At 69.4% G+C, this 20003-nt stretch carries 18 protein-coding genes and 1 pseudogene; 9 read left to right on the top strand and 10 right to left on the bottom strand.

Going from position 1 to position 20003, the window contains the following annotated elements:
- Positions 1–20 precede the first annotated feature (20 nt).
- The 4 genes from HWX22_RS10140 to HWX22_RS10125 all read right to left on the bottom strand — a co-directional run bounded on the left by HWX22_RS10140 (position 21) and on the right by HWX22_RS10125 (position 5948).
- Positions 21–2252 carry a TonB-dependent siderophore receptor gene (locus HWX22_RS10140; RefSeq protein WP_175915568.1) on the bottom strand — a complete coding sequence of 744 codons (2232 nt, stop codon included), beginning with the start codon at positions 2250–2252 and terminating at the stop codon, positions 21–23.
- A gap of 619 nt (positions 2253–2871) precedes the next feature.
- Entirely contained in the window at positions 2872–3075 is a 204-nt protein-coding gene (locus tag HWX22_RS10135; protein WP_059531896.1) for a DUF2970 domain-containing protein, read from the bottom strand.
- Between the two features lie 124 nt (positions 3076–3199).
- Positions 3200–5272, bottom strand: a complete 2073-nt coding sequence (locus tag HWX22_RS10130) for a pyridoxamine 5'-phosphate oxidase family protein (RefSeq protein WP_175915567.1) — start codon at positions 5270–5272, stop codon at positions 3200–3202.
- A 31-nt stretch (positions 5273–5303) separates the two neighbouring features.
- The gene (locus HWX22_RS10125) at positions 5304–5948 is read right to left on the bottom strand and encodes a glutathione S-transferase (RefSeq protein WP_175906691.1); all 645 of its coding nucleotides are present in this window, start codon (positions 5946–5948) and stop codon (positions 5304–5306) included.
- 126 nt (positions 5949–6074) lie between these two features.
- On the opposite strand from HWX22_RS10125, the gene HWX22_RS10120 reads away from it, so the two are divergent.
- Positions 6075–7019 (top strand): LysR family transcriptional regulator, encoded by a 945-nt coding sequence (locus HWX22_RS10120; RefSeq protein ID WP_175906692.1) that lies wholly within the window; start codon positions 6075–6077, stop codon positions 7017–7019.
- A 63-nt stretch (positions 7020–7082) separates the two neighbouring features.
- Here HWX22_RS10120 and HWX22_RS10115 read toward each other — a convergent pair whose 3' ends face one another.
- Complete coding sequence (locus HWX22_RS10115; protein ID WP_175906693.1) at positions 7083–7739, bottom strand: TetR/AcrR family transcriptional regulator; 657 nt, start codon at positions 7737–7739, stop codon at positions 7083–7085.
- An 88-nt stretch (positions 7740–7827) separates the two neighbouring features.
- Here HWX22_RS10115 and HWX22_RS10110 point away from each other — a divergent pair, with 88 nt between their 5' ends.
- Genes HWX22_RS10110 through HWX22_RS10100 form a run of 3 tightly spaced genes read left to right on the top strand, consistent with a single transcriptional unit; the run spans position 7828 to position 11283 of the window.
- Positions 7828–8730 carry an SDR family NAD(P)-dependent oxidoreductase gene (locus HWX22_RS10110; RefSeq protein ID WP_059531908.1) on the top strand — a complete coding sequence of 301 codons (903 nt, stop codon included), beginning with the start codon at positions 7828–7830 and terminating at the stop codon, positions 8728–8730.
- On the top strand, positions 8727–10289 hold the full coding sequence (locus tag HWX22_RS10105; RefSeq protein WP_175906694.1) for an NAD(P)/FAD-dependent oxidoreductase: 1563 nt from the start codon (positions 8727–8729) through the stop codon (positions 10287–10289). The genes HWX22_RS10110 and HWX22_RS10105 overlap by 4 nt, the downstream gene beginning before the upstream one ends.
- A gap of 7 nt (positions 10290–10296) precedes the next feature.
- Positions 10297–11283: an alpha/beta hydrolase gene (locus tag HWX22_RS10100; protein ID WP_059818661.1), complete on the top strand. Its 987-nt coding sequence runs from the start codon at positions 10297–10299 to the stop codon at positions 11281–11283.
- 40 nt (positions 11284–11323) lie between these two features.
- Here the strand turns inward: HWX22_RS10100 and HWX22_RS10095 are convergent, their stop codons facing one another.
- Positions 11324–11722 carry a carboxymuconolactone decarboxylase family protein gene (locus HWX22_RS10095; RefSeq protein ID WP_175915566.1) on the bottom strand — a complete coding sequence of 133 codons (399 nt, stop codon included), beginning with the start codon at positions 11720–11722 and terminating at the stop codon, positions 11324–11326.
- Between the two features lie 378 nt (positions 11723–12100).
- Positions 12101–12991: a highly repetitive protein gene (locus HWX22_RS32360; RefSeq protein ID WP_347879467.1), complete on the bottom strand. Its 891-nt coding sequence runs from the start codon at positions 12989–12991 to the stop codon at positions 12101–12103.
- Between HWX22_RS32360 and HWX22_RS32355 the strand changes: the two genes are divergently transcribed.
- The 5 genes from HWX22_RS32355 (at position 12936) to HWX22_RS10070 (ending at position 17375) form a co-directional block, all read left to right on the top strand.
- Positions 12936–14177: a collagen-like triple helix repeat-containing protein gene (locus tag HWX22_RS32355; protein WP_347879466.1), complete on the top strand. Its 1242-nt coding sequence runs from the start codon at positions 12936–12938 to the stop codon at positions 14175–14177. The two genes, HWX22_RS32360 and HWX22_RS32355, sit on opposite strands and share 56 nt — an antisense overlap.
- A 120-nt stretch (positions 14178–14297) precedes the next feature.
- Positions 14298–15581: an isoprenylcysteine carboxylmethyltransferase family protein gene (locus tag HWX22_RS10085; protein ID WP_175915564.1), complete on the top strand. Its 1284-nt coding sequence runs from the start codon at positions 14298–14300 to the stop codon at positions 15579–15581.
- 234 nt (positions 15582–15815) lie between these two features.
- Entirely contained in the window at positions 15816–15965 is a 150-nt protein-coding gene (locus tag HWX22_RS10080; protein ID WP_156441416.1) for a hypothetical protein, read from the top strand.
- A gap of 105 nt (positions 15966–16070) precedes the next feature.
- Positions 16071–16748, top strand: a complete 678-nt coding sequence (locus HWX22_RS10075; protein WP_175915563.1) for a histone acetyltransferase — start codon at positions 16071–16073, stop codon at positions 16746–16748.
- 54 nt (positions 16749–16802) lie between these two features.
- Entirely contained in the window at positions 16803–17375 is a 573-nt protein-coding gene (locus tag HWX22_RS10070; RefSeq protein WP_059818655.1) for an NADPH-dependent FMN reductase, read from the top strand.
- 37 nt (positions 17376–17412) lie between these two features.
- Here the strand turns inward: HWX22_RS10070 and HWX22_RS10065 are convergent, their stop codons facing one another.
- The 3 genes and pseudogenes from HWX22_RS10065 to HWX22_RS10055 all read right to left on the bottom strand — a co-directional run.
- On the bottom strand, positions 17413–18048 hold the full coding sequence (locus HWX22_RS10065) for a DUF2894 domain-containing protein (RefSeq protein WP_175906703.1): 636 nt from the start codon (positions 18046–18048) through the stop codon (positions 17413–17415).
- A complete protein-coding gene (locus tag HWX22_RS10060; RefSeq protein ID WP_175906705.1) occupies positions 18045–18689 on the bottom strand; it encodes an OmpA family protein in 645 nt (214 codons plus the stop codon). Before HWX22_RS10060 ends, HWX22_RS10065 begins: the two co-directional genes overlap by 4 nt.
- Before the next feature lie 3 nt (positions 18690–18692).
- Positions 18693–20003: pseudogene (locus HWX22_RS10055) on the bottom strand (DUF802 domain-containing protein); the annotation flags it as partial.

Raw genomic sequence — 20003 nt, 5'->3', positions numbered from 1 at the left:
ACGCGGCCGGATCCGGGCGATCAGAAATCATAGGTCAACGATACGCGGGCGGTGCGCGGCGCGCCCGGGAACAGGTACGCGTCGCCCTGCTGCTCGCCCGCGTCGCGCCAGTAGAACTTGTTGAACAGGTTGTCCACCGACACGCGCAGCACCGTGCGATGGCCCGCGATCTTCGTCGTATAGCGCGCGCCGAGATTGAACACGAACCACGACGGCACGCGCGCGGTGCCTTCCTCGTTCGCATTGCGCGCGGCGCTGTACTCGACGCCGCCGAGCACGTTCAGACCGGCGACGCCCGGCACCGCGTAGTCCGCATACAGCGATGCGCGCAGCGCCGGCACGTTGATGATCTGATGCCCTTCATAGGCCGGCGAACCCGAATCGTACGCGCGTGCGCGAATCGCCGTGACGCTGGCCGTCAGTCCGAGCCGCTCGGTCACGCGCCCGGCCGCACCGAGTTCGATCCCCTGGTGGCGCTGCGTGCCGCGCTGCACGAACGTATAGCTCGTGCCCGACGCATCGGGGTCGGCGAACTGGAACGGCTTGCTGATCGAGAACACGGCGGCCGTGAGGCTCAGCCGGTCGAGCCAGTCGTATTTCGCGCCGAGTTCGAACTGATGCGATTCGACCGGCGGCAGGAACGCATACGCGTTGGTCGTGCGCACCGGCGCCTGGTCGCCGAGCGACAGCGCCTTGCTGTACGACGCGTACAGCGACAGCACGTTCACCGGCTTGTAGACGAGCGCGACCTGCGGCAAGAACACCGAGCGGTCGGTGTGCGTCGCGTCGCCGTCGAGGCTGTTCCAGCTGCGCTGGCGCAACAGCACTTCCTTGCCGCCCGCGAGCACCTGCCAGTGCTCGCCGATGCTGATGCGGTCGAGCCCGAACACGCCGTACTGCCACGAGTCGAGCTGCGGATACGACGGCCCGGCCGTGTTCGGCGACGGCGCGAACGCGATGTCGGGCCCGTAGATGTTTTCGCTGCCCACGTAGTCGTACACGGCGTTCGCCATGTGCACGACGCGGCGCTGCACGCTCACGCCGAGCGTCAGCTCGTGGCGCAGCGGGCCTGTCGCGAACCTGCCCGTCGTCACCGCGCGCAGGTCGTCGTTGCGGCGGTATTCGCCGGGGCTGCGGAAATCGTACACGTCGTAGTCGCCGTTCGCGCCGAAGAAGAACTGCGACGTCGTGCCGGCCGCGCAGCTCGGCGCATACGAGCAGCCGTACGCGAACGCGCTGTTGTCGTCGATCATCGTGCGGCTGCGGCCCGCGGCGATGTAGGCCTTCCAGTCGTCGTTGAACTGGTAGTCGAAGCGCGCGTTCAGGTTCAGCGCGTCGGTCGTCACCGGCTTCGCCCACGGCTGCGTGCCGAGCGCCTTCGACGTCGTGTTGACGGACGGCACGACGGTGCCGCCGAGCAGCTGGTAGCCGGGCGCGGAGCGCTGGATCCACTGCTGGAATTCCGCGTTCAGCTGCAGGCTCGCGCGCGGGCTGATGTCCCAGTCGGCGGCGATCGAGCCGAACGTGCGTCGCCCGTTGGTGCCGTCGATGTACGAATGCATGTTCTCCTTCGCGGCATTGATCCGGAAGCCGAACTGATTGTCGGGGCCGAAGCGGCGGCCGAGATCGACGGCCGCCGACGTCGAGCCGCGGCTGTCGACGCCGGTCGTCACGCTCGCGACGTTCGCCGAGCGCTTCGTCACGAAGTTGATCACGCCGCCCGGCGCAACCACGCCGCTGTCGATGCCGGCCAGTCCCTTCAGGATCTCGACACGCTCCTTGTTCTCGAGCGGCACGTTCTGCTCACCGGACACCGTCAGCCCGTCGATCCGGATTGCGCTCGCGAGATCGACCGGAAAGCCGCGGATCGCGAAGCCTTCGAAGTAGCCGACCGGCGCATAGTCGTTGACGACCGACGCGTCGTTGCGCACCACGTCGCTCAGGCGCTTCGCCTGCTGGTCGTCGATCAGCGCCCGCGTGACGACGTTGACGGAGGCCGGCGTGTCGCGCAGCGGCACGTCGTCGAGCCCCGCGACCGACGCCTCGCGCACGCGAAACGAGCCGCCGCGCTCGCCGCTGACCGTGATTGTCGGGAGCGTCGCGGCCCCGGCCGCATCAGCATCGGATGCCGGCGCGTCGCCCTGTGCCGCGACGGCATGCGCCGCGAAAAGCGTGATGCCGAGACCGACGCCAAGCCCGACCTTCGCGCGCCGCCGCCGTGCGGGCGCCGCTGTTGTTCTATTCACCGTCATTGTTCTGGATGGAAAACTCGCCACTCGACCCTGTCGAAACACTCGAAACGCGTTATGCAGCCGCGAAGCGCGACCTCGCGCAAGAACCCGCGGCGGCCCAGCGGACGCCGGGCACGAACGTCGATACGATATTCATCAGACGAATCGGACGATCGGGCAGCATGCGTGCCGATCGATCGGGAAAGCGCAGGATGGGACATCGGATGACGGTGACGCGCCGCGTACCGACGCAGCCGCCGACCGGTTCGTCGGGGGCGTGTCGGGCGGCCGGCTGCATCGCGCGCGGCTTGTCATGCGGGGGGACGCTTCGAACGCCCCGTTACGGGCGCGACGTACTTGCGCGCGCCGTTCGCTGGAACGGCGGCATGCCCGTCGCGCGCGACATCGCGGCGCGGCGCGCATTTTACCCCGGGCGGGGCTGACTGCCCTGGAATCGGGCAAATCGGGGGCGAGGAAGGCGAGAACGGAAACCGCGCGATCCATGCGGCACGGCGACGGCGCCGAGGTGCGCGTGACTGGCGTCGTGCGCGGGCACCTCGATGGCCGGCACGGTCACGTGCCGGTCACGCGGCCGGAGACCGGAGCGGGAACGTTCGCCCGCTCGTGATTCGGCGGTCGGTCAGAACCCCTGCATCGTCGCGGTCGGATCGACGACCAGGTGCACCACGCCGTAGATCACCGCGCCGACCAGCACCGCGAGCACGATCGCCACGAACGGCAGCAACGTGTAGTTGACGTTCGCGAGATCGGCGGCGTGCGCCTTGCTGTTGCGTACGCCGAAGAAACTCCACAGGACCAGCTTGATCATGCCGAGCAGTTTCATGGTTGTGCTCCTTTTATCGAATCGGTTGACGCTATCGTCGACCCGACCGGCATCCGAAAAAAGCAGCAGTTGCGCGCGCTTTTCGCGCAGCAGGCCATCTGCGGCGGCATGTCGCATGGTGCGTTCAGCGCTCGAGCACGAGCGGTGCCACGGCCCCTTCGGCAGGCTGCGCGACGCACAGCAGCACGCAGCCGGGTTCGACCGGCGCATCGCGCGACTGCACGTAATCGACCGCACCGGACAGCATGCGCGTCGCGCACGTGCCGCACGATCCCGACCGGCACTCGGACGGCACCGCCACGCCCTGGCCTTCGGCGAATTCGAGCAATGTACCGTCGGCGGGTGTCCAGGCAGCTTCGCTGCCCGTGCGCTGGAATACGACGGGCACGCTCGCCACTGGCGGCGCTGCTGCCGCTCGCGTCGCACTGCGCACGACGCTCGACGGCCCAAACGCCTCGAAGCGGATACGCTCGTCCGGCACGTTCAGCGCGCGCAACCCGTCGTACAAATCGCGCATGAACGCGGACGGCCCGCAGAGGTAGAAATCGTAGTCGTCGAACGGCAGGATGCGCTTCAGTTGCGCGATGTCGATGCGGCCCGGTCGCGCCGCGCCGTCGCGCTGCGGCCGGCTGTCGAACCAGTGCAGCGACACGCGTGCGTCCGCGTCGGCGATGCGCATCAGTTCCGCCGCAAACGGTCGGTCGGCCGTGTCGCGCGCGCCGTGCACGAACACGATGCGACGCGACGCCTTGTCGTCGGCCAGCGCGCGACGCAGCATCGCGATCATCGGCGTGATGCCGATGCCGGCCGACACCAGCACGGCCGGGCGCGGGCTCGCGACGTCGAACGTGAAGCGGCCGCGCGGCATCTGCGCGTCGAGCGTCATGCCTGCCTGAGCATGATCGTGCAGCCACGCCGACACGCGTCCTTCGCGCTTCACGGTGATCCGGTAACGCGGCGCGCCCGGTGCATCGGACAGCGTGTAGCTGCGGATCGTCGGCGCATCGCTGCCCGGCAGCGCGACGCGCAGCGTCAGGTGCTGCCCGGCTTCGTACGTCGGCAACGCGTCGCCATCGGCCGCTTCGAAATGAAACGAGCGGATCGCGCGCGCTTCGTCGACGATCTTCGCGATGCGCAGTGGGCGCCATGCGGGAGCCGATGCGGTTACCGACAAAGGTGCCGATGCGAGTGCGGACGGCACCGGCCCACCCGCCGCAACCGCGCCCGCCGCCATCGCCGCGAACTGCGGCGCCCGCTCGACCGCCGACCACCTGAACGGCAGCACCGCGCGCATGCGCCGCACTTCCCGCACATGAAACCGCACGACCCGCTGCGCGCCATCGAACGACGCGACGAGCGGCCCGTCCCACACGATCTCCGCCCGCGCGGCGACATACAGCAGATCGCCGCTGTCGAAATCGACGAACAGCAGCCCCGCGCGCGGATCGTGCTGCAGGTTGCCGAGCGTGTTGAAGAAGCGGTTGCCGCTGAAATCCGGCGTCGTCAGCGTGTGCGCGTCGTCGACGCGCACGAAGCCCGGCATGCCGCCGCGATGCGACACGTCCGCGCCGCGCGCGGCGCCCGCGTCGGCCGACGTGTTCGCACTCGCGACGAAGAACGTATCGGCCTGCGCGAGCAGCGCGCGATCCGCGTCGCTTAGCCAGTCCGACACGTCGGACGCAACGGACGCCCCGGCTTCACGCGCGACGAACGTGGGTTTGCGGCCCTGGATGTACTTCGCACAGTTGCCGAAGCTCTGCTCGACCGCGATCGTCAGCGCGCCGCCGTCGGCCGAACGCACGACGCCGTTCACGCGATTGCGCCGGCGCGTATCGAATTCGATCCCGAGCCCGCCGAGCGGCGCCCCCGGCCGCCACGCGCCGGCCAGCGGATCGCCTGGCAGCGCATCGCCGTCGATGCGCAGCGTGCGCGCGTCCGGCGCCGTCACGAAGCCGGGCGTCCCGACCCGCAGCGTGGCCCACGGCTGGCCGTGCGCATCGACGCCGCCGAGCACGAAGAACGGCACCTGCGCAAAGAACGTCCGGTGCTGGTCCGGCATGAAGCGGCGAATCCCGCGCCGGCCGGCCGTGCCTGCGGCCTCCGTCACGCCCGCACGCTGCTGCACGGCAAGCTCGCCCGCGTGAAACGGCGCGACGTCGAGTTCCCAGCCCGGTACGGCGGCGGTCGGCGTGGTCATCGCGTTCTCCCGGTCAAGGCGCGGCTTCGTGTCAGGCGGCAAGCAGGCCGGCACGGGTCGTCGGCATCGCGACGAAGCCCGGCAGCGCCTCGACGCGCGCCAGCCACGCGCGCACGTGCGGATACGGTTCGAGCGACACGCCGCCTTCCGGCGCGTGCGCGATGTACGTGTAGGCGGCGACGTCGGCGATCGTCGGCTGCGCCCCCGCGGCGAACGGCTTGCCGGCGAGTTCCCGGTCGATCACGGCCAGCACCTTCGCGGCCGTGCGCTTGGCCGCGTCGTGATCGAGCGGCGCGCTGAACACGGTGACGAGCCGCGCGGCCGCCGGCCCCGATGCGATCGGCCCGGCCGCGTACGACAGCCAGCGCTGCACCGTCGCCGCGCCGGCGTCGTCGTCGGGCAGCCAGTGCGCGTCGCCGTAGCGCTTCGCGAGATAGACGAGGATCGCGTTCGAATCGGCGAGCACGGTGCCGTCGTCGTCGATCACCGGCACCTGGCCGAGCGGATTGAGCGCGAGGAAGGCGGGTTCGCGCTGCGCGCCGGCCGCGAGATCGACGTCGACGGTGTCGAACGGCAGCCCCAGCAGCGACAGGAACAGCCGAACGCGATGCGCATGCCCGGACAGCGGGAACGAATAGACACGAACCGGACGGGCGGGCTTGCTGGCGGCTGGCATGGAGAGGCTCCTGGATCTCGCGCCGCCGGGAATCGGCGACGAACGGCCCCAGCGTAGCGCTCGCCGTTCGCGTCCAGAAGACGGATAATCGCTGAAACATTATCCGCTTCCATAGGACAATCGACGATGGCCGATCTTCGCGACGTGAACCTGAACCGGCTGGCGATCTTCGTCGCGGTGGTCGATGCCGGCTCGCTGACGGCTGCGGCCGAGCGGCTCGGCCTCGCGAAGACGGTCGTCAGTACGCACATGCAGCGGCTCGAATCCGAGGTCGGCGCGAACCTGCTGGTGCGCACCACGCGGCGGCTGAGCGTGACCGATGCGGGGCGCGCGTTCTACGACGCGTGCCGCGACATCGTGCGCGCGACCGAAAGCGCGCTCGACGCGGTGTCGTCCGACGCGGGGCCGCTGCGCGGCACGCTGCGCGTGAGCGTGCCGATCGACTACGGCGCGCTCGTCGTCGCGCCGGCCGTCGTCGCGCTGCGCGACGCGCATCCGGGGCTCGACGTCGAACTGATCGCGAACGATCGCGTCGTCGATCTCGTCGCGGACAATCTCGACGTCGCGATCCGCATCGGCCGCCTCGCGGATTCGAACTATCGCGCGGTGCAACTCGGCGAGTACGAGAAATGGCTGGTCGCGAGCCCGGCGTTCGTCGCGCGGCACGGGCTGCCGCGCGCCCCGGATGCGCTCGCCGCGCTGCCGTTCGTGATGCTGTCGACGCTGTCGCGCCCGCATACGCTCGAACTTCTCGACGCGAGCGGCGGCCATGCGTCGGTGCGCTGCGTCGCGCCCGTCGTGTCGAACACGGCGACGGCCTGCCGTGCGATCGCGCTCGCGGGCGGAGGCTTCGGGCTCTTGACGGATTTCTCGATCGCGGAGGACGTCGCGGCCGGCCGGCTCGTCCGGCTGCTACCCGCATGGCGCTCGGCGCGGGCCGGGATTCACGCGGTGTATCCGTCGACGCGGCTGCCTTCGCCGAAGGTGCGTGCGTTCATCGATGCAATGAAGGCGAGGATCGGAGAAGCGCGATCAGCGACGCCGGCACGATCGAAACGCTCGAGGATGTGAAGCGTCGGATGGCTCCGCGACGCAACCGGATGCGAATCGCGCAAGTCCGATCGTCGCCGCATCCTAGCCCGCTTCGCGCAACGTCCCCAGCAGCACCTTCCTGCAACTCGCGACCATCTGGGCCTCCGGGTCGCGATACCCGGTGAGCAGCCACGCCGCGCCGACGTTCGTCATCGCGCCGACCAGCGCGAGCCCGACGAGCCGTTGCTCGGTGCGCTCGGCAGGCGTCACGGCCTCGCGCGCCGTGCCGATCGCCATGATCAGCTTGCCGAAGTCGATCAGTATCCGCTGGTACGTCATGTCGGTATCCGCGCTTACGCCCATCACCTCGAGCAGCAGCACGCGGGCCGCGCACGGATCGCGCAGGAATCCGAAGAACGCGGCGAGCCCCGCGTCGACGCGCTCGCGCAGATCGCCGCCGCGCGCCGCCACCGCCCGCGCGACCGCGTCGTGCAACTGCTGCGCGTGATGCAGGTAGGTGCAGCGCAGCAGATCCTCGGTACTGTCGAACGCCGCATAGAAATAGCGGTCGTTGAGCTTCGCTTCCTGGCAGATCGACCGCACGGTCGCCTTGCGGAACCCGACCGTGCCGAACACGCGCGTCGCCGCGCGGATCAGCGCATCGCGCCGCTCGGCGGCACGCACCTCGGGCGCCACGCCGCCGTACGCCCGGCCCCGTTTTTCCGTTTCGAGTGCTTTCTCCATTTCGCTATTTGACATCAGGACACCCGAAAACTAAAGTGGTGACGAATAACACCACAATAGGCGCGCCGCCGACGCAGCGCAAGCGGAACGGGAGGAACGACGAATGAAGGGGTTTTCCGGCAAGGTCGCCGCGATCACGGGCGCCGGTTCGGGCATGGGCCGCAGCCTCGCGGTCGAGCTCGCGCGGCGCGGCTGCGAGGTTGCGCTCGCCGACGTCGACGAAGTCGGGCTCGCCGGCACGGCGGCCGCGTGCGCGAAGCACGGCGTGCGCACGAGCACGCGGCGGCTCGACGTCGCCGACCGCGATGCGGTGTTCGCGTGGGCCGATTACGTGCGCGCCGAACACGGCAAGGTCAACCTGGTCTTCAACAACGCGGGCGTGTCGCTGGCCGCGAGCGCCGAGACCGCGCGCATCGCCGATCTCGAATGGATCGTCGGCATCAACTTCTGGGGTGTCGTGCACGGCACGCAGGCGTTCCTGCCGCATCTGCGCGCGTCGGGCGACGGGCACGTGATCAACACGTCGAGCCTGTTCGGACTCGTCGCGATGCCGACGCAGAGCGCCTACAACGCGACCAAATTCGCCGTGCGCGGCTTCACCGAGGCGCTGCGGATGGAGCTCGAACTCGACGGCGCGCCCGTCAGCGCGACCTGCGTGCATCCGGGCGGCGTCGCGACCAACATCGTCGACGCGAGCCGCGTCGACACCAGCATCCACGCGCTCACGGGCCAGGACGAAGCGACCCACCGCCGTCAGGCGAACCGCCTGATCAACGCGACGACAGCCGACGATGCCGCGCGGCAGATCCTCGCCGGCGTCGAGCGCAACGCGCGCCGCGTGCTGGTCGGCGCCGATGCCCGCCGCCTCGACAAGCTCGCGCGCCTGCTCGGCGCCGGCTACCAGCGGCTGGTGCTGCGCCACGTGCGCCGCGCCCGCGCGCGCAATCTCGAGCGCATCCATGCGCCGGCCGCGCTCCCGACCACCCCGACCAAGGATCCCGCATGACCTCGACGACGACCGACCGGCGCGACGTGCCGCCCGCCCGCGGCGACAGCCGCGACCTCGACGTGCTGATCGTCGGCGCCGGCCTGTCCGGCATCGGCGCCGCCTATCACCTGAAGCGGCGCTGCCCGTATGCGAGCGTGGCGATCGTCGAGGCGCGCGACGCGATCGGCGGCACCTGGGACCTGTTCCGCTATCCCGGCGTCCGTTCGGATTCCGACATGTTCACGCTCGGCTACAGCTTCCGCCCGTGGCACAGCGACAAGGCGATCTCGGACGGCCAGACGATCCTCGACTACATCCGCGACACTGCGCGCGCGTACGGCATCGACCAGACGATCCGCTACGGCCAGAAAGTGGTCGCGGCAGACTGGGATTCGAACCGCGCGCGCTGGACGGTGCACATCGAGCGCACGCGGGACGGCGCGGTCGACACGCTGGTCTACACGTGCCGCTTCCTCTACATGTGCAGCGGCTATTACGACTACGACGGCGGCTACCTGCCCGACTGGGCCGGTATGGAATCGTTCGAAGGTCGAATCGTTCATCCGCAGCAATGGCCGAAGGACCTGTCTTACGCGAACCGGCGCGTCGTCGTGATCGGCAGCGGCGCGACGGCCGTCACGCTGGTGCCGTCGATGGCGGCCAATGCGAAACACGTGACGATGCTGCAGCGCTCGCCGACTTACATCGTGTCGCTGCCCGCACGCGACAAGATCGCGAACGCGTTGCGCCGCGTGCTGCCGTCGAGCCTCGCGCACCGGATCGTGCGCATGAAGAACGTACTCCTGACGATGTACCTGTACAACGTGTCGCGCCGCAAGCCCGAGCAGACGAAACGGTTCATCATCCGCGCGGCCGGCAAGCAGCTCGGCCCCGACTTCGACGTCGCGAAGCATCTGACGCCGCGCTACATGCCGTGGGACCAGCGCGTGTGTCTCGTGCCGAACGGCGATCTGTTCAAGTCGATCCGCGCGGGCCGCGCCTCGATCGTCACCGACGAGATCGAGCGCTTCACGCCGACCGGCCTGAAGCTGAAGAGCGGCCAGCAACTCGACGCGGACGTGATCGTCACCGCGACGGGACTGAAAGTGAAGATGCTCGGCGGCGCGCGCGTCACGGTCGACGGCCGCGCGGTCGATCTGCCCCAGACCGTGTCTTACAAGGGAATGATGTACAGCGACGTGCCGAACCTCGCATCGTCGTTCGGTTACACGAACGCGTCGTGGACGCTGAAGGCCGAGCTGATCGCGCGCTACGTGTGCCGGCTGCTCAACCACATGCGCGCGAACGGCTACGACACCTGCGTGCCGCGGCTCGGCGCGGGTGATCTCGGCGACGTGCCGGCGGTGAACCTGAGCTCGGGCTACATCCAGCGCGCGGCCGGCATCCTGCCGAAGCAGGGGCATCGCAAGCCCTGGAAATTCCATCAGAACTACGTGCTCGATCTCGCGTCGCTGAAGTTCAGCGGGCTCGCCGATTCGGCGATGCAGTTCGAACGCCGCGCGAAAGCCGGCCCGGCCGCCGCGCCGGTCGCCGATCCCATACTCGAAACCCGTTGAGGCCGACATGAGCCATACGCTCCACCTGATCCAGAACGTGCTGCTCGGCGTCGTCGCGGTGCTCGCCGCGCTTGCGCTGTTTTCCGGCTACGTCGCGCGCCGCGTGACGCGCGCGTTTCCGCCCGAAGGCCGCTTCGTCGACATCGGCGGCGACCACATCCATTACGTCGAATACGGCAGCGGCCCGCCGCTCGTGTTCGTGCACGGGCTCGCCGGGCAGTGGCGCAACTTCGCGTACCTGCCGCTCACGCGGCTCGCGCAGCATCATCGCGTGATCCTCGTCGACCGGCCCGGCGCCGGCCGCTCGCTGCGCGGCGCCAACTCGCAGGCGAACGTGTTCGCGCAGGCCCGCACGATCGCCGCGTTCATCGACGCGCTGAAGCTCGATCGGCCCGTGCTCGTCGGCCACTCGCTCGGCGGCGCGATCGCGCTCGCGGTCGGTCTCAACCATCCGGAGCGCGTGAGCCGGCTTGCGCTGATCGCGCCGCTGTCGCACGAGCAGACCGAGCCGCCGGCGCCGTTCAAGCCGCTGATGCTGCCGTCGCCGCTGGTGCGCCGCTTCGTGTCGTGGACCTTCGCGATCCCGCTGACGATCCTGACCGGCCGCAAGGCCGTGAGCCAGGTGTTCGCGCCGGAAGCCGTGCCGCGCGACTTCCCGGTGAAGGGCGGCGGGCTGCTCGGGATGCGGCCGCACGTGTTCTACGCAACGGCGACGGACCTGCTGTCGGCGCCCGTCGACCTCCCCGCGATGGAGCGCCGCTACGCGGACCTCGCGTTGCCGGTCGACGTGCTGTACGGTCGCGCCGATCCGATCCTGAACTGGCGTACGCACGGCGAGGCGCTCGCGCAGAAGTCGGCGCGCGTGCGGCTGAAAGTCGTCGAAGGCGGGCACATGCTGCCCGTCACGATTCCGGACGCAACGGCGGACTGGCTGCTCGAAGTCGCCGCCGCGCCGGTCGAGACGCCAACGCAGAGCGCGCACGTCGCGCATTGATCGGCCGCGGGCCTGCCGGCCGCAACGCGCCGCGTGCCGGTCAGCCTTCGTCATCGGGCAGCGACAGCCCGAGCTCCGTGATGACCTCGCGCGCGCTGCGGAACGCCTCGACCGCCGCCGGCGCGCCCGCGTACAACGCGCTGTGCAGCAGCACCTCGCGGATCTCGACGAGGCTCGCGCCGTTGTTGAGGGCGCCACGCACGTGGCCCTTCAGTTCCGTGCTGCGGCCGAGCGCGGCCAGCATCGCGCAGGTACAGAGGCTGCGCGTCTTCAGGTCGATCCCGCCGCGCTGCCACGTGCTGCCCCACGCGTGCTCGTTCAGCCAGTTCTGCAACGGACGCGAAAAACCGTCGAGGTCGCGCATCGCACGCTCGACGAACGCCTCGCCCATCACCTCGGTGCGGCGCGCCTTGCCCTGTTCCCTGTCCTGTTCGCTCATGTCGTGTCCTGTCTGAAGTCGTGGCCGCTTCGGCGTTGCCCGCGGCCGGGTGGGTCCGCTTCATGTTCGCGGCACGCGGACGTTTCGTCAAAGACCGTGTCCTCGGGTCGTGGCCGGCCGCGTCACGCGCGGAACGTCGGGTCGAACGCTACGTAACATCCGGCCCGGCGTTACGGTTCCTTACGGGAACATCACGGCGAGTGCGCCGGCACGTCCGGCGCCTCCGTCTCGCGAAAGCGCCATTCATCCGTTTAAATCGCGTCGATATTCCCGATTCCCGCAACAAAGCGCTGACGCGTTTCGCGAAAGGTGTCATGGCGCGGAATTTGCAGTAATGGCCCGGACACAACTTCCAATGTCGAGGCCTCCAATGCACCATTACTTAAAGAAGTCGGCGGTATCGCTGGCCGTCCTGTCGCTGCTCTCGCTGTACGGCTGCGGTTCGGTCGACGGACCGGTCACGCCGTCGATCAAACCGAGCACGTCGGGGACGTCCGGCACTTCGGGGACTTCAGGGACGTCGGGCGGCGGCTCGTCGGGCACGTCCGGCGGCGGTAGTTCGGGGACGTCGGGCACTTCCGGTACGTCGGGTACCTCCGGTACCTCGGGCACCTCTGGTACGTCGGGCACTTCCGGTACCTCGGGCACCTCCGGGACGTCAGGCACTTCCGGTACGTCGGGCACCTCCGGGACGTCGGGCACTTCCGGCACTTCCGGCACGTCGGGCACTTCCGGCACTTCCGGGACGTCGGGCACTTCCGGTACGTCGGGTACTTCCGGTACGTCGGGTACTTCCGGTACGTCGGGCACTTCCGGTACGTCGGGCACTTCCGGTACCTCGGGCACTTCCGGCACGTCGGGCACTTCCGGTACGTCGGGTACTTCCGGTACGTCGGGTACTTCCGGTACGTCGGGCACTTCCGGTACGTCGGGCACTTCCGGTACGTCGGGCACTTCCGGTACGTCGGGCACTTCCGGTACGTCGGGCACTTCCGGTACGTCGGGCACTTCCGGCACGTCGGGCACTTCCGGCACGTCGGGTACCTCCGGTACGTCGGGCACTTCCGGCACGTCGGGCACTTCCGGCACGTCGGGCACTTCCGGCACCTCCGGCACCAACGTCACCCCGCTCGGCAACGTCCTCCAGCAAACCGGCACGCTCGTCACGGCACTCGGCACGACGGTCGCGAACGGCGGTTCGCAGATCGGCGGCGTGCAAGTTCCGGGCACGAACCCGACGACGGCCACCAGCATCGGCAACGCGGTCACCAGCCTCGGCAACGGCGTGCAGTCGCTCGGCAACGGCGTCGCGGCCGGCCTCGGCTCGATCGGCGTGTCGCCGAACCCGCTCGGCCCGACGCTCACGTCGACCACCGGCCTGCTGACCGGCGCCGGGAGCGCGGTCAACAACCTCGGCAACGCGGTGACGAGCCTCGGCACCGGTCCGCTGTCGCCGCTCGCGCCGGCGACGACCCTGGTCGGCAGTCTGGTCAACACGGTCGGCACCGCGGTCAACTCGACCGCATCGGCGCTGAACACCGCGCTGAACAGCGCGCCGGTCCAGCAACTCGAGACGCAGCTCGGCAGCGTGATCAACCCGATCACGAACACGCTGACCGGCGGCGCCACGACGCCTGGCGCCACGCAGATGCTCGGCGGCGCAACCCTGCTCGGCGCCCCGCTCAGTGGCCTGCTGAACACGCTCGGCAGCGGCCTCGGCCTCGCCGGTACGCAGGTCGGCAACGCGACCGGCAACCCGGTCGGCACGAGCGCAGGCAGCAGCGTGTCCCAGCTCGGCAACACGGTGTCGTCGGCTGGCGGCCTGCTGTCCAGCGGCAGCTCCAGCAGCGGCACCAACCCGCTCGCGCCGATCACCGGTCTGCTCGGTACGCTGACGGGCGGGCTCGGCGGCGGCAGCAGCTCGAGCGGCTCCGGCGGCACCAGCGGGACGAGCGGCACCAGCGGCGGCCCGCTCGCGCCGATCACGGGCCTCCTCGGCACGGTGACGGGCGCGCTCGGCGGTCTCGGTTCGAGCGGCACCAGCGGCACGAGCGGCACGAGCGGCACGAGCGGTACCACCGGCTCGGGCATCGGCGGCCTGCTGGCACCGGTCACCGGCCTCGTCAACTCGCTGACGCCGCTTGGCGCAAGCCTCACCGGCACGGTCACGACACCGGGCGGCAACCTGACCGGCAACCTCGGCGGTGCGCTGACGAGCGGCCCGGTCGGCACGCTGACGGGCTCGCTGACCTCGCCGGCCGGCGCGCTCGGTGCGCTCGGCACGGCCAGCCCGGGCGGCGCGGCCGGCACGGTAACGACGCCGTCCGGCAGCGGCACCGTCACGACCGGCCTCACCGGCACTTCGAACGGCACCACCACGGCTGGCGCGACCAACCTGCTGGCACCGGTGACGAACCTGCTCGGCGGTCTGCTCGGCGCCGTCCCGAAGAAGTAACGCTTCACCTATCAGAACCACAGGCCAGTGGCCGGGCACATACCAATCCAAAGCCCGGCCGATGGCCGGCGTCACCCGCCAGGCGGGGGCGCCGGCCATCACCCCGACGAGGATCCGATCATGAACTCCACGCTCGACGGCATCGCCGCGGTCCAGGACCGCCCGCCCCGTTCCGCCACGCCATTCCGCGCGGGCCTGCTCGGCATCGCGGCCGGCCTCTTCGCGCTGTGGATCACGCGCGACCAGCCGAACCTCGACGCGGCCACGCGCGCGGTCATCGCGAGCCTCGCGATCATCGGCACGATCGCGCTGCACGAAATCTTCATCTCGCGCGTCTACCTGCGTCCGAGCGCGGGACTGTCGCAGCAGGCCGTGCGCCCGCTCGGGCTCGCTCGCGTCGCGACGCGGCTCGGCGCGCTGACGTCGATCTACGCCGGCATCGGCATGATCTACTGGCTGCTGCCCGAATATCACGGCGCGTTCTACCTGCCGTTCTGGTCGCTGCTGCGCTCGCTCGCGCCGTACGTGATCGTCGCCGCGCCGTTCTACTTTGCGTGGATGGATCGCCACCAGCGCGAAACCGACGACGCATACCTGCTATGGGGCCGCTACCTGTTTCGCCGCGAGAAGCCCGCGAGCTGGCAGCCGGTGCGCGAGATGCTCGCCGGCTGGGGTGTGAAGGCGTTCTTCCTGCCGCTGATGACCGTCTACCTGTCGAAGGATGCCGATCACCTGAGTGCGTCGCTTGCGAACGCGCTGCACGCGCCGATGACGCTCGCGACGTTCGTATTCCTGTACGACCTGTCGTTCACGATGGACCTGATGTTCGGCACCGTCGGCTATCTGTGCACGTTCCGCATCCTCGACAGCCACGTGCGCACCGTCGAGCCGACCACGCTCGGCTGGGTCGCCGCGCTGATGTGCTACCAGCCGTTCTGGTCGCTGATCTCGAACAACTACATCCGCTACGAAGGCTCGCTGTTCTGGGACAACTGGCTGCTGTCCGCGCCGACGCTGCGCGTGATCTGGGGTGCGGCGATCATCCTGCTGCTGATGACCTACGCGCTGTCGACGATCTCGTTCGGGCTGCGTTTCTCGAACCTCACGAACCGCGGGATCATCACGTCGGGCCCGTATCGTTTCACGAAGCATCCGGCGTACATCACGAAGAATCTGTCGTACTGGATGGTGTCGGTGCCGTTCGTCGAACCGCTCGGCTGGCAGGTCGCGCTCATGCACTGCGCGGGGCTCGTCGCGGTCAATCTGATTTACTACACGCGGGCGAAGACGGAGGAGCGTCATTTGATGCGTGATCCTGACTATCGCACGTATGCCGAGTGGATTGCGCAGCATGGGTTGTTCGCGCGAATCAGGCAGGCGTTCGGGGCGCGGCAGGCGGTGTGAGGCGGCGACAGGTAGCCGGGCAGTATGTGATTTCGAGACAACCGCCGGCAAACGGCATCGACACACCCGCCCCCTTGCGACCAATTGTCGCGAAACACCCCGATTCCCCGCGTTTCGTCGCTTTTCTCCCGCAGTCCGATTGCCCGCCCCGTGCCCGTCGCGTATGGTGCTGACCGTCCGCGCGCCTGCCGCCCGGACCTCCGACCGTCGTCCCGCACGACGGCCGCGCGGGCCGTGCCCGCCATCACCGTCTCCGCGGCACCGCCTTCGGCGCCGCGCGTTCATGAGGAGAGAGGCGTGATCCACAAAGTCCTGATCCTGTTCGCACTCTGCATCGCGGGCCTCGCCGCGATCGCCGCCGGTTTCCAGCACATCCCCAGCTGATTCGCGGCCCCGGCTCGCTCGCCGAGCCCGGGGGCCGCTGCCATTTCCTTTTCCCGTTTGCGATGAACCCCTTTCTCGATGCGCCCGGGACGGGCGCCTTTTGCCATGCGTATCGACGTACAGCATTCCCAGCACGACATCGACGATGAACTCGACACGCTCTACGCGCGTCTGCACCAGCCGGGCCATCGCCTGCACGGCCTGCCGGCCGTCGCGCTCGGCGACTCGGGCCTGATCGTCCGCCACCGCGAGGCCGACGGCGAATACTTCCTTTACGTCGAGGATCCGTCGGCCCGGCAGCTCGCCGGCTACACGATCTTCAACCGGCTCCCCGAACTGCCGCGCCGCGCGGACCGCTACCTGCGCGCGCCGCACACGCGGCTGCGCGGGTCCGCGCAACGCAAGGGGCTCGCGACGACGCTGTATCGATGGGGCCTCGACGCGGGCCTGTGCCTGATCAGCGGCGCACGTCAGTCGATCGGCGCGGCGCAGCTCTGGACCGCGCTCGCGCACGACTATCGGCACGGCTTCGTCGACGTCGAGGACCGCGCGCTGCGCTATCTCGGCGAGGCCGTCGCGGACGACGTGCACGGTGCGCTGCATACGCGCCGGCTGTTGCTCGGCAACGGATGGACACTCGGCGACCTGGCACGCGTAACCGGGATGATCGATACACTCGCCGCGGAGCGTCCGGACGTGAAGTTTCCGCGGGAAGGATGCGAGTGGCATCGCCTGCACCGCGTCGCGAACGCGCGCCACGTCGCTCACGCACCGATGCGATAATCCGTCGGATTCGCGCGGCGTCGCCGCGCAAGCCACCCTCCCCGACGCTCCTTGATGGCTTCCGAACTCCGAACCGATTCCGAACGCTGCATCGACATCGTCGCGCTGTGCGGCAGCCTTCGTGCGCAGTCGTACAACGCGGCGCTGCTGGACGCAGCCGCACGCGTCGCGCCGCGCGGGATGCGCATCACGCGTTTCGATCGTCTCGGCGAGTTTCCGCTGTTCAATCCCGATGCCGAATATCCGTCGCCGGCCGCGGTGCGCGACCTGATCGAGCGGCTGAACGCCGCGGACGGCGTGCTGATCGCGAGCCCGGAATACGCGCACGGCGTGACGGGCGTGATGAAGAACGCACTGGACTGGGTCGTGGGATGCGAGGCCGTGGTGTACAAGCCGGTCGCGGTATTGAACGCGTCGCCGCGCGCGACGCATGCGGACGCGGCGCTGCGCGAAACGCTGTCGGTGATGTCGGCGTGCATCGTCGAGCGCGCGTCGATCACGTTGCCGATCCTCGGCAGCCAGCTCGACGCGGCGGGCATCGCCGCGCATCCGCCGTTCGCGTCGGCGCTGACCGACGCGTTGCACGCGCTGCGCGCGGCGATCGACGCGCAGGCGCCGGGTCGCTAGACGACAACCCGCGCGGCGGCGCGGCCGAAGGCGTGCGTTATCGCGCCTTGGCGCGCGTGGTCTTCCTCGCGGGTTTCGTCGGCTTCGCGACCTTCGCGCGCGGCGCTTCCTTCTCGGGCTGAGCGCCGCCGCCGGCGAGATCCTCGAGCCACGCCAGCGCATCGATGTACGACATGAATTGCTGCAGGTATTCCGGCGACAATTCGCGCATCGTCGCGAGCGACCGATGCACGAGACTGTTCGAATTGAGCGGCCCCGCGTTGCGCGGCACCTGGTCGAGCGACTGGCGATACTGCTGTTCGGTGCGGACCTTCGACCACGTCGCGCGGAAGTAGTCGATCAGTTCGGGATCGATCCCGTTTCGATCGGCCTGCGCATCGCGCGCGAGCTGCTCGACGAGCCCGCCGAGCAGGCCGTGCGCGGGCGCCCGGGCGGCGGCTTGCGCCGTCTCGCTCGCGGCTGCCGTCTCATCGGCTCGCGCGACGATCTCCGCAAACCATTCCAGCAGCGTCGCGAGCCGCGCATCGAGCAACGCGCGCGCGTCGCCATCGAGCGCGGCCGCGCGCTTTTCGAGCGCGTCGAGCCGATGGAAGCGCACCGGATCCAGCCGGTCGGCGCCCTGCTCGCGCCACGCGTCGAGCGTCGCGCGCACGTGCGTCGCGTCGTCCGTCACTTCGCCTTCCCCCCGCTCGAGGCGGTCTTGCGCGGCACCGGCGCGATCTCCACGCGGCGGTTCTTCGCGCGGCCTTCATCGTCCGCATTCGAGCTGACCGGCTGCTCGGAGCCGAACGCGGCCGCGAACACCGACGGCGCCGGCACGCCGGCGTCGATCAGCGCACGCGTGACCGTCAGCGCGCGCTTGGCCGACAGTTCCCAGTTGTCCGCGAACTGGCGGTTGCCGGCACGCACCTGCTGGTCGTCGGCGAAGCCGCTGATCATCAGGATCTCGTCGCGCGTCTTCAGGTACGCGGCCAGCGGCGTGGCGAGCGTCTTCAGCAGATCGCGGCCCTCGGGCTGCAGCTGGTCGGAGTTCAGCGCGAACAGCACGTTGCCGCTGATGCCGATGCGTCCGTTCACGAGCGTCACGCGGCCGGCCGCGAGCGGCCCGGCGAGCGCCTCTTCGAGCGACTTGCGCTGCTGCGCCTCCTGCTGGCGCGCACGCACGGCTTCCTCGAGCTTCGACGTGAGCTGCAGCTGCATGCCGATCACGCCGACGAGGATCAGCACGAATGCACCGAGCAGCACCGACATCAGGTCGGCGAACGCGGGCCACACCGGCGCGGAAGGCGCGCCGTCGTCGATTTCGTCGTGCATGCGTTACGCTCCGACCGAGGCCCGCCGACCGGCGATCTGCTGCAGGTCCTCGACGATCTGCTTCTGCGACATCATGCTCAGATCGATCACCTCGCGCGCCTGCGCGACGTAGTACTCGAGCTGCTCGTCGCTGCGCGCGAGCGATTTCTCGAGCGCGGCCTCGATACGCTGCAGGTGGTTCAGCAGCTTGTCGTTCGATTCGCCGAACACCTGCACGGCCGCACCGAATGCATCGCCGAGGCTCGCGACCTCGACCGCCCCCGCCGTGACCTGCGCGGCCACCGAATCGAGCTTGCGCGTTTCGGCATCGACGGTGTCGTTGAAGCGCGCGCCGACGCGGTCGAGCAGGTCGGCCGACGTACTGACGAGCGCGTCGATCGCGGTGCGCTGCTCGGTCGACGCGTGGTTGACCGCGCCGAGCAGCGTTTCGAGCGTCGCGAGCAGGCGGCTGCGCTCCTCGAGCATCGCGGTGTCGCGCACCATGCTGTCGGACAGACGCTGGCGCAGTTCGGCGACGACGTCGGCCGCGGCCTTCGGCGCTTCGGATGCGGCTTGCACGAGGCGCGAGATTTCGTTGATCGTGTCGCTCGCGTGCACCTGTGCCTGGGCGGTGATGTCGTTCGCGGTGCGGGTCAGCGTGTCGCAGATGTCCTGTTGGCGCGTCGCGGCCTGTGCGCTCGTCCGCGCCCATTCGTCGCGCAACGCGGCGGCCATGGCAGCGAGCGAGTCGTTCCATGCGGACAGGCGTGCTTCGTCGCGTGCGGCCAGTTGCGTTTGCAGGCTCGTGTGCGAATCGCGAATCGTCGACAACAGGTCGTTCGAACGTTGTTCGAACGTGGACGCCTGTGCCGTGAGATCGCGCGTCGTTTGCGCGAGCGCATCGCAGATTTCCTGCTGACGGCCTGCACTATGCACGCCCGCACGTTGCCACTCGTCGCCGAGCTTCGTCGCCATCGCGGCCAGCGAAGCATTCCACGTCGCCAGACGTTCTTCGTCACGCGCGGCCAGTTGCGTTTGCAGGCCCGTGTGCGATTCGCGAATCGTCGACAGCAGATCGGTCGAGCGTTGTTCGAACGTGGACGCTTGCGCGGTCAGATCGCGCGTCGTCTGCGCCAGCGCATCGCAGATTTCCTGCTGACGGCCCGCGCTGTGCACGCCCGCGCGCTGCCATTCGTCGCCGAGCTTCGCAGCCATCGCGGTCAGCGACGCATTCCACGCCGCCAGACGTTCTTCATCGCGCGCGGCCAGTTGCGTTTGCAGCGCCGCATGCGACTCGCGCATCGCGGCAAGCGCCCCGCCCGAATGCCGCTCGAA

Source organism: Burkholderia sp. BCC1638 (genome assembly GCF_902833195.1).
Lineage (GTDB): Bacteria > Pseudomonadota > Gammaproteobacteria > Burkholderiales > Burkholderiaceae > Burkholderia > Burkholderia diffusa.
This window is presented reverse-complemented; position numbering and strand designations above follow the sequence as displayed.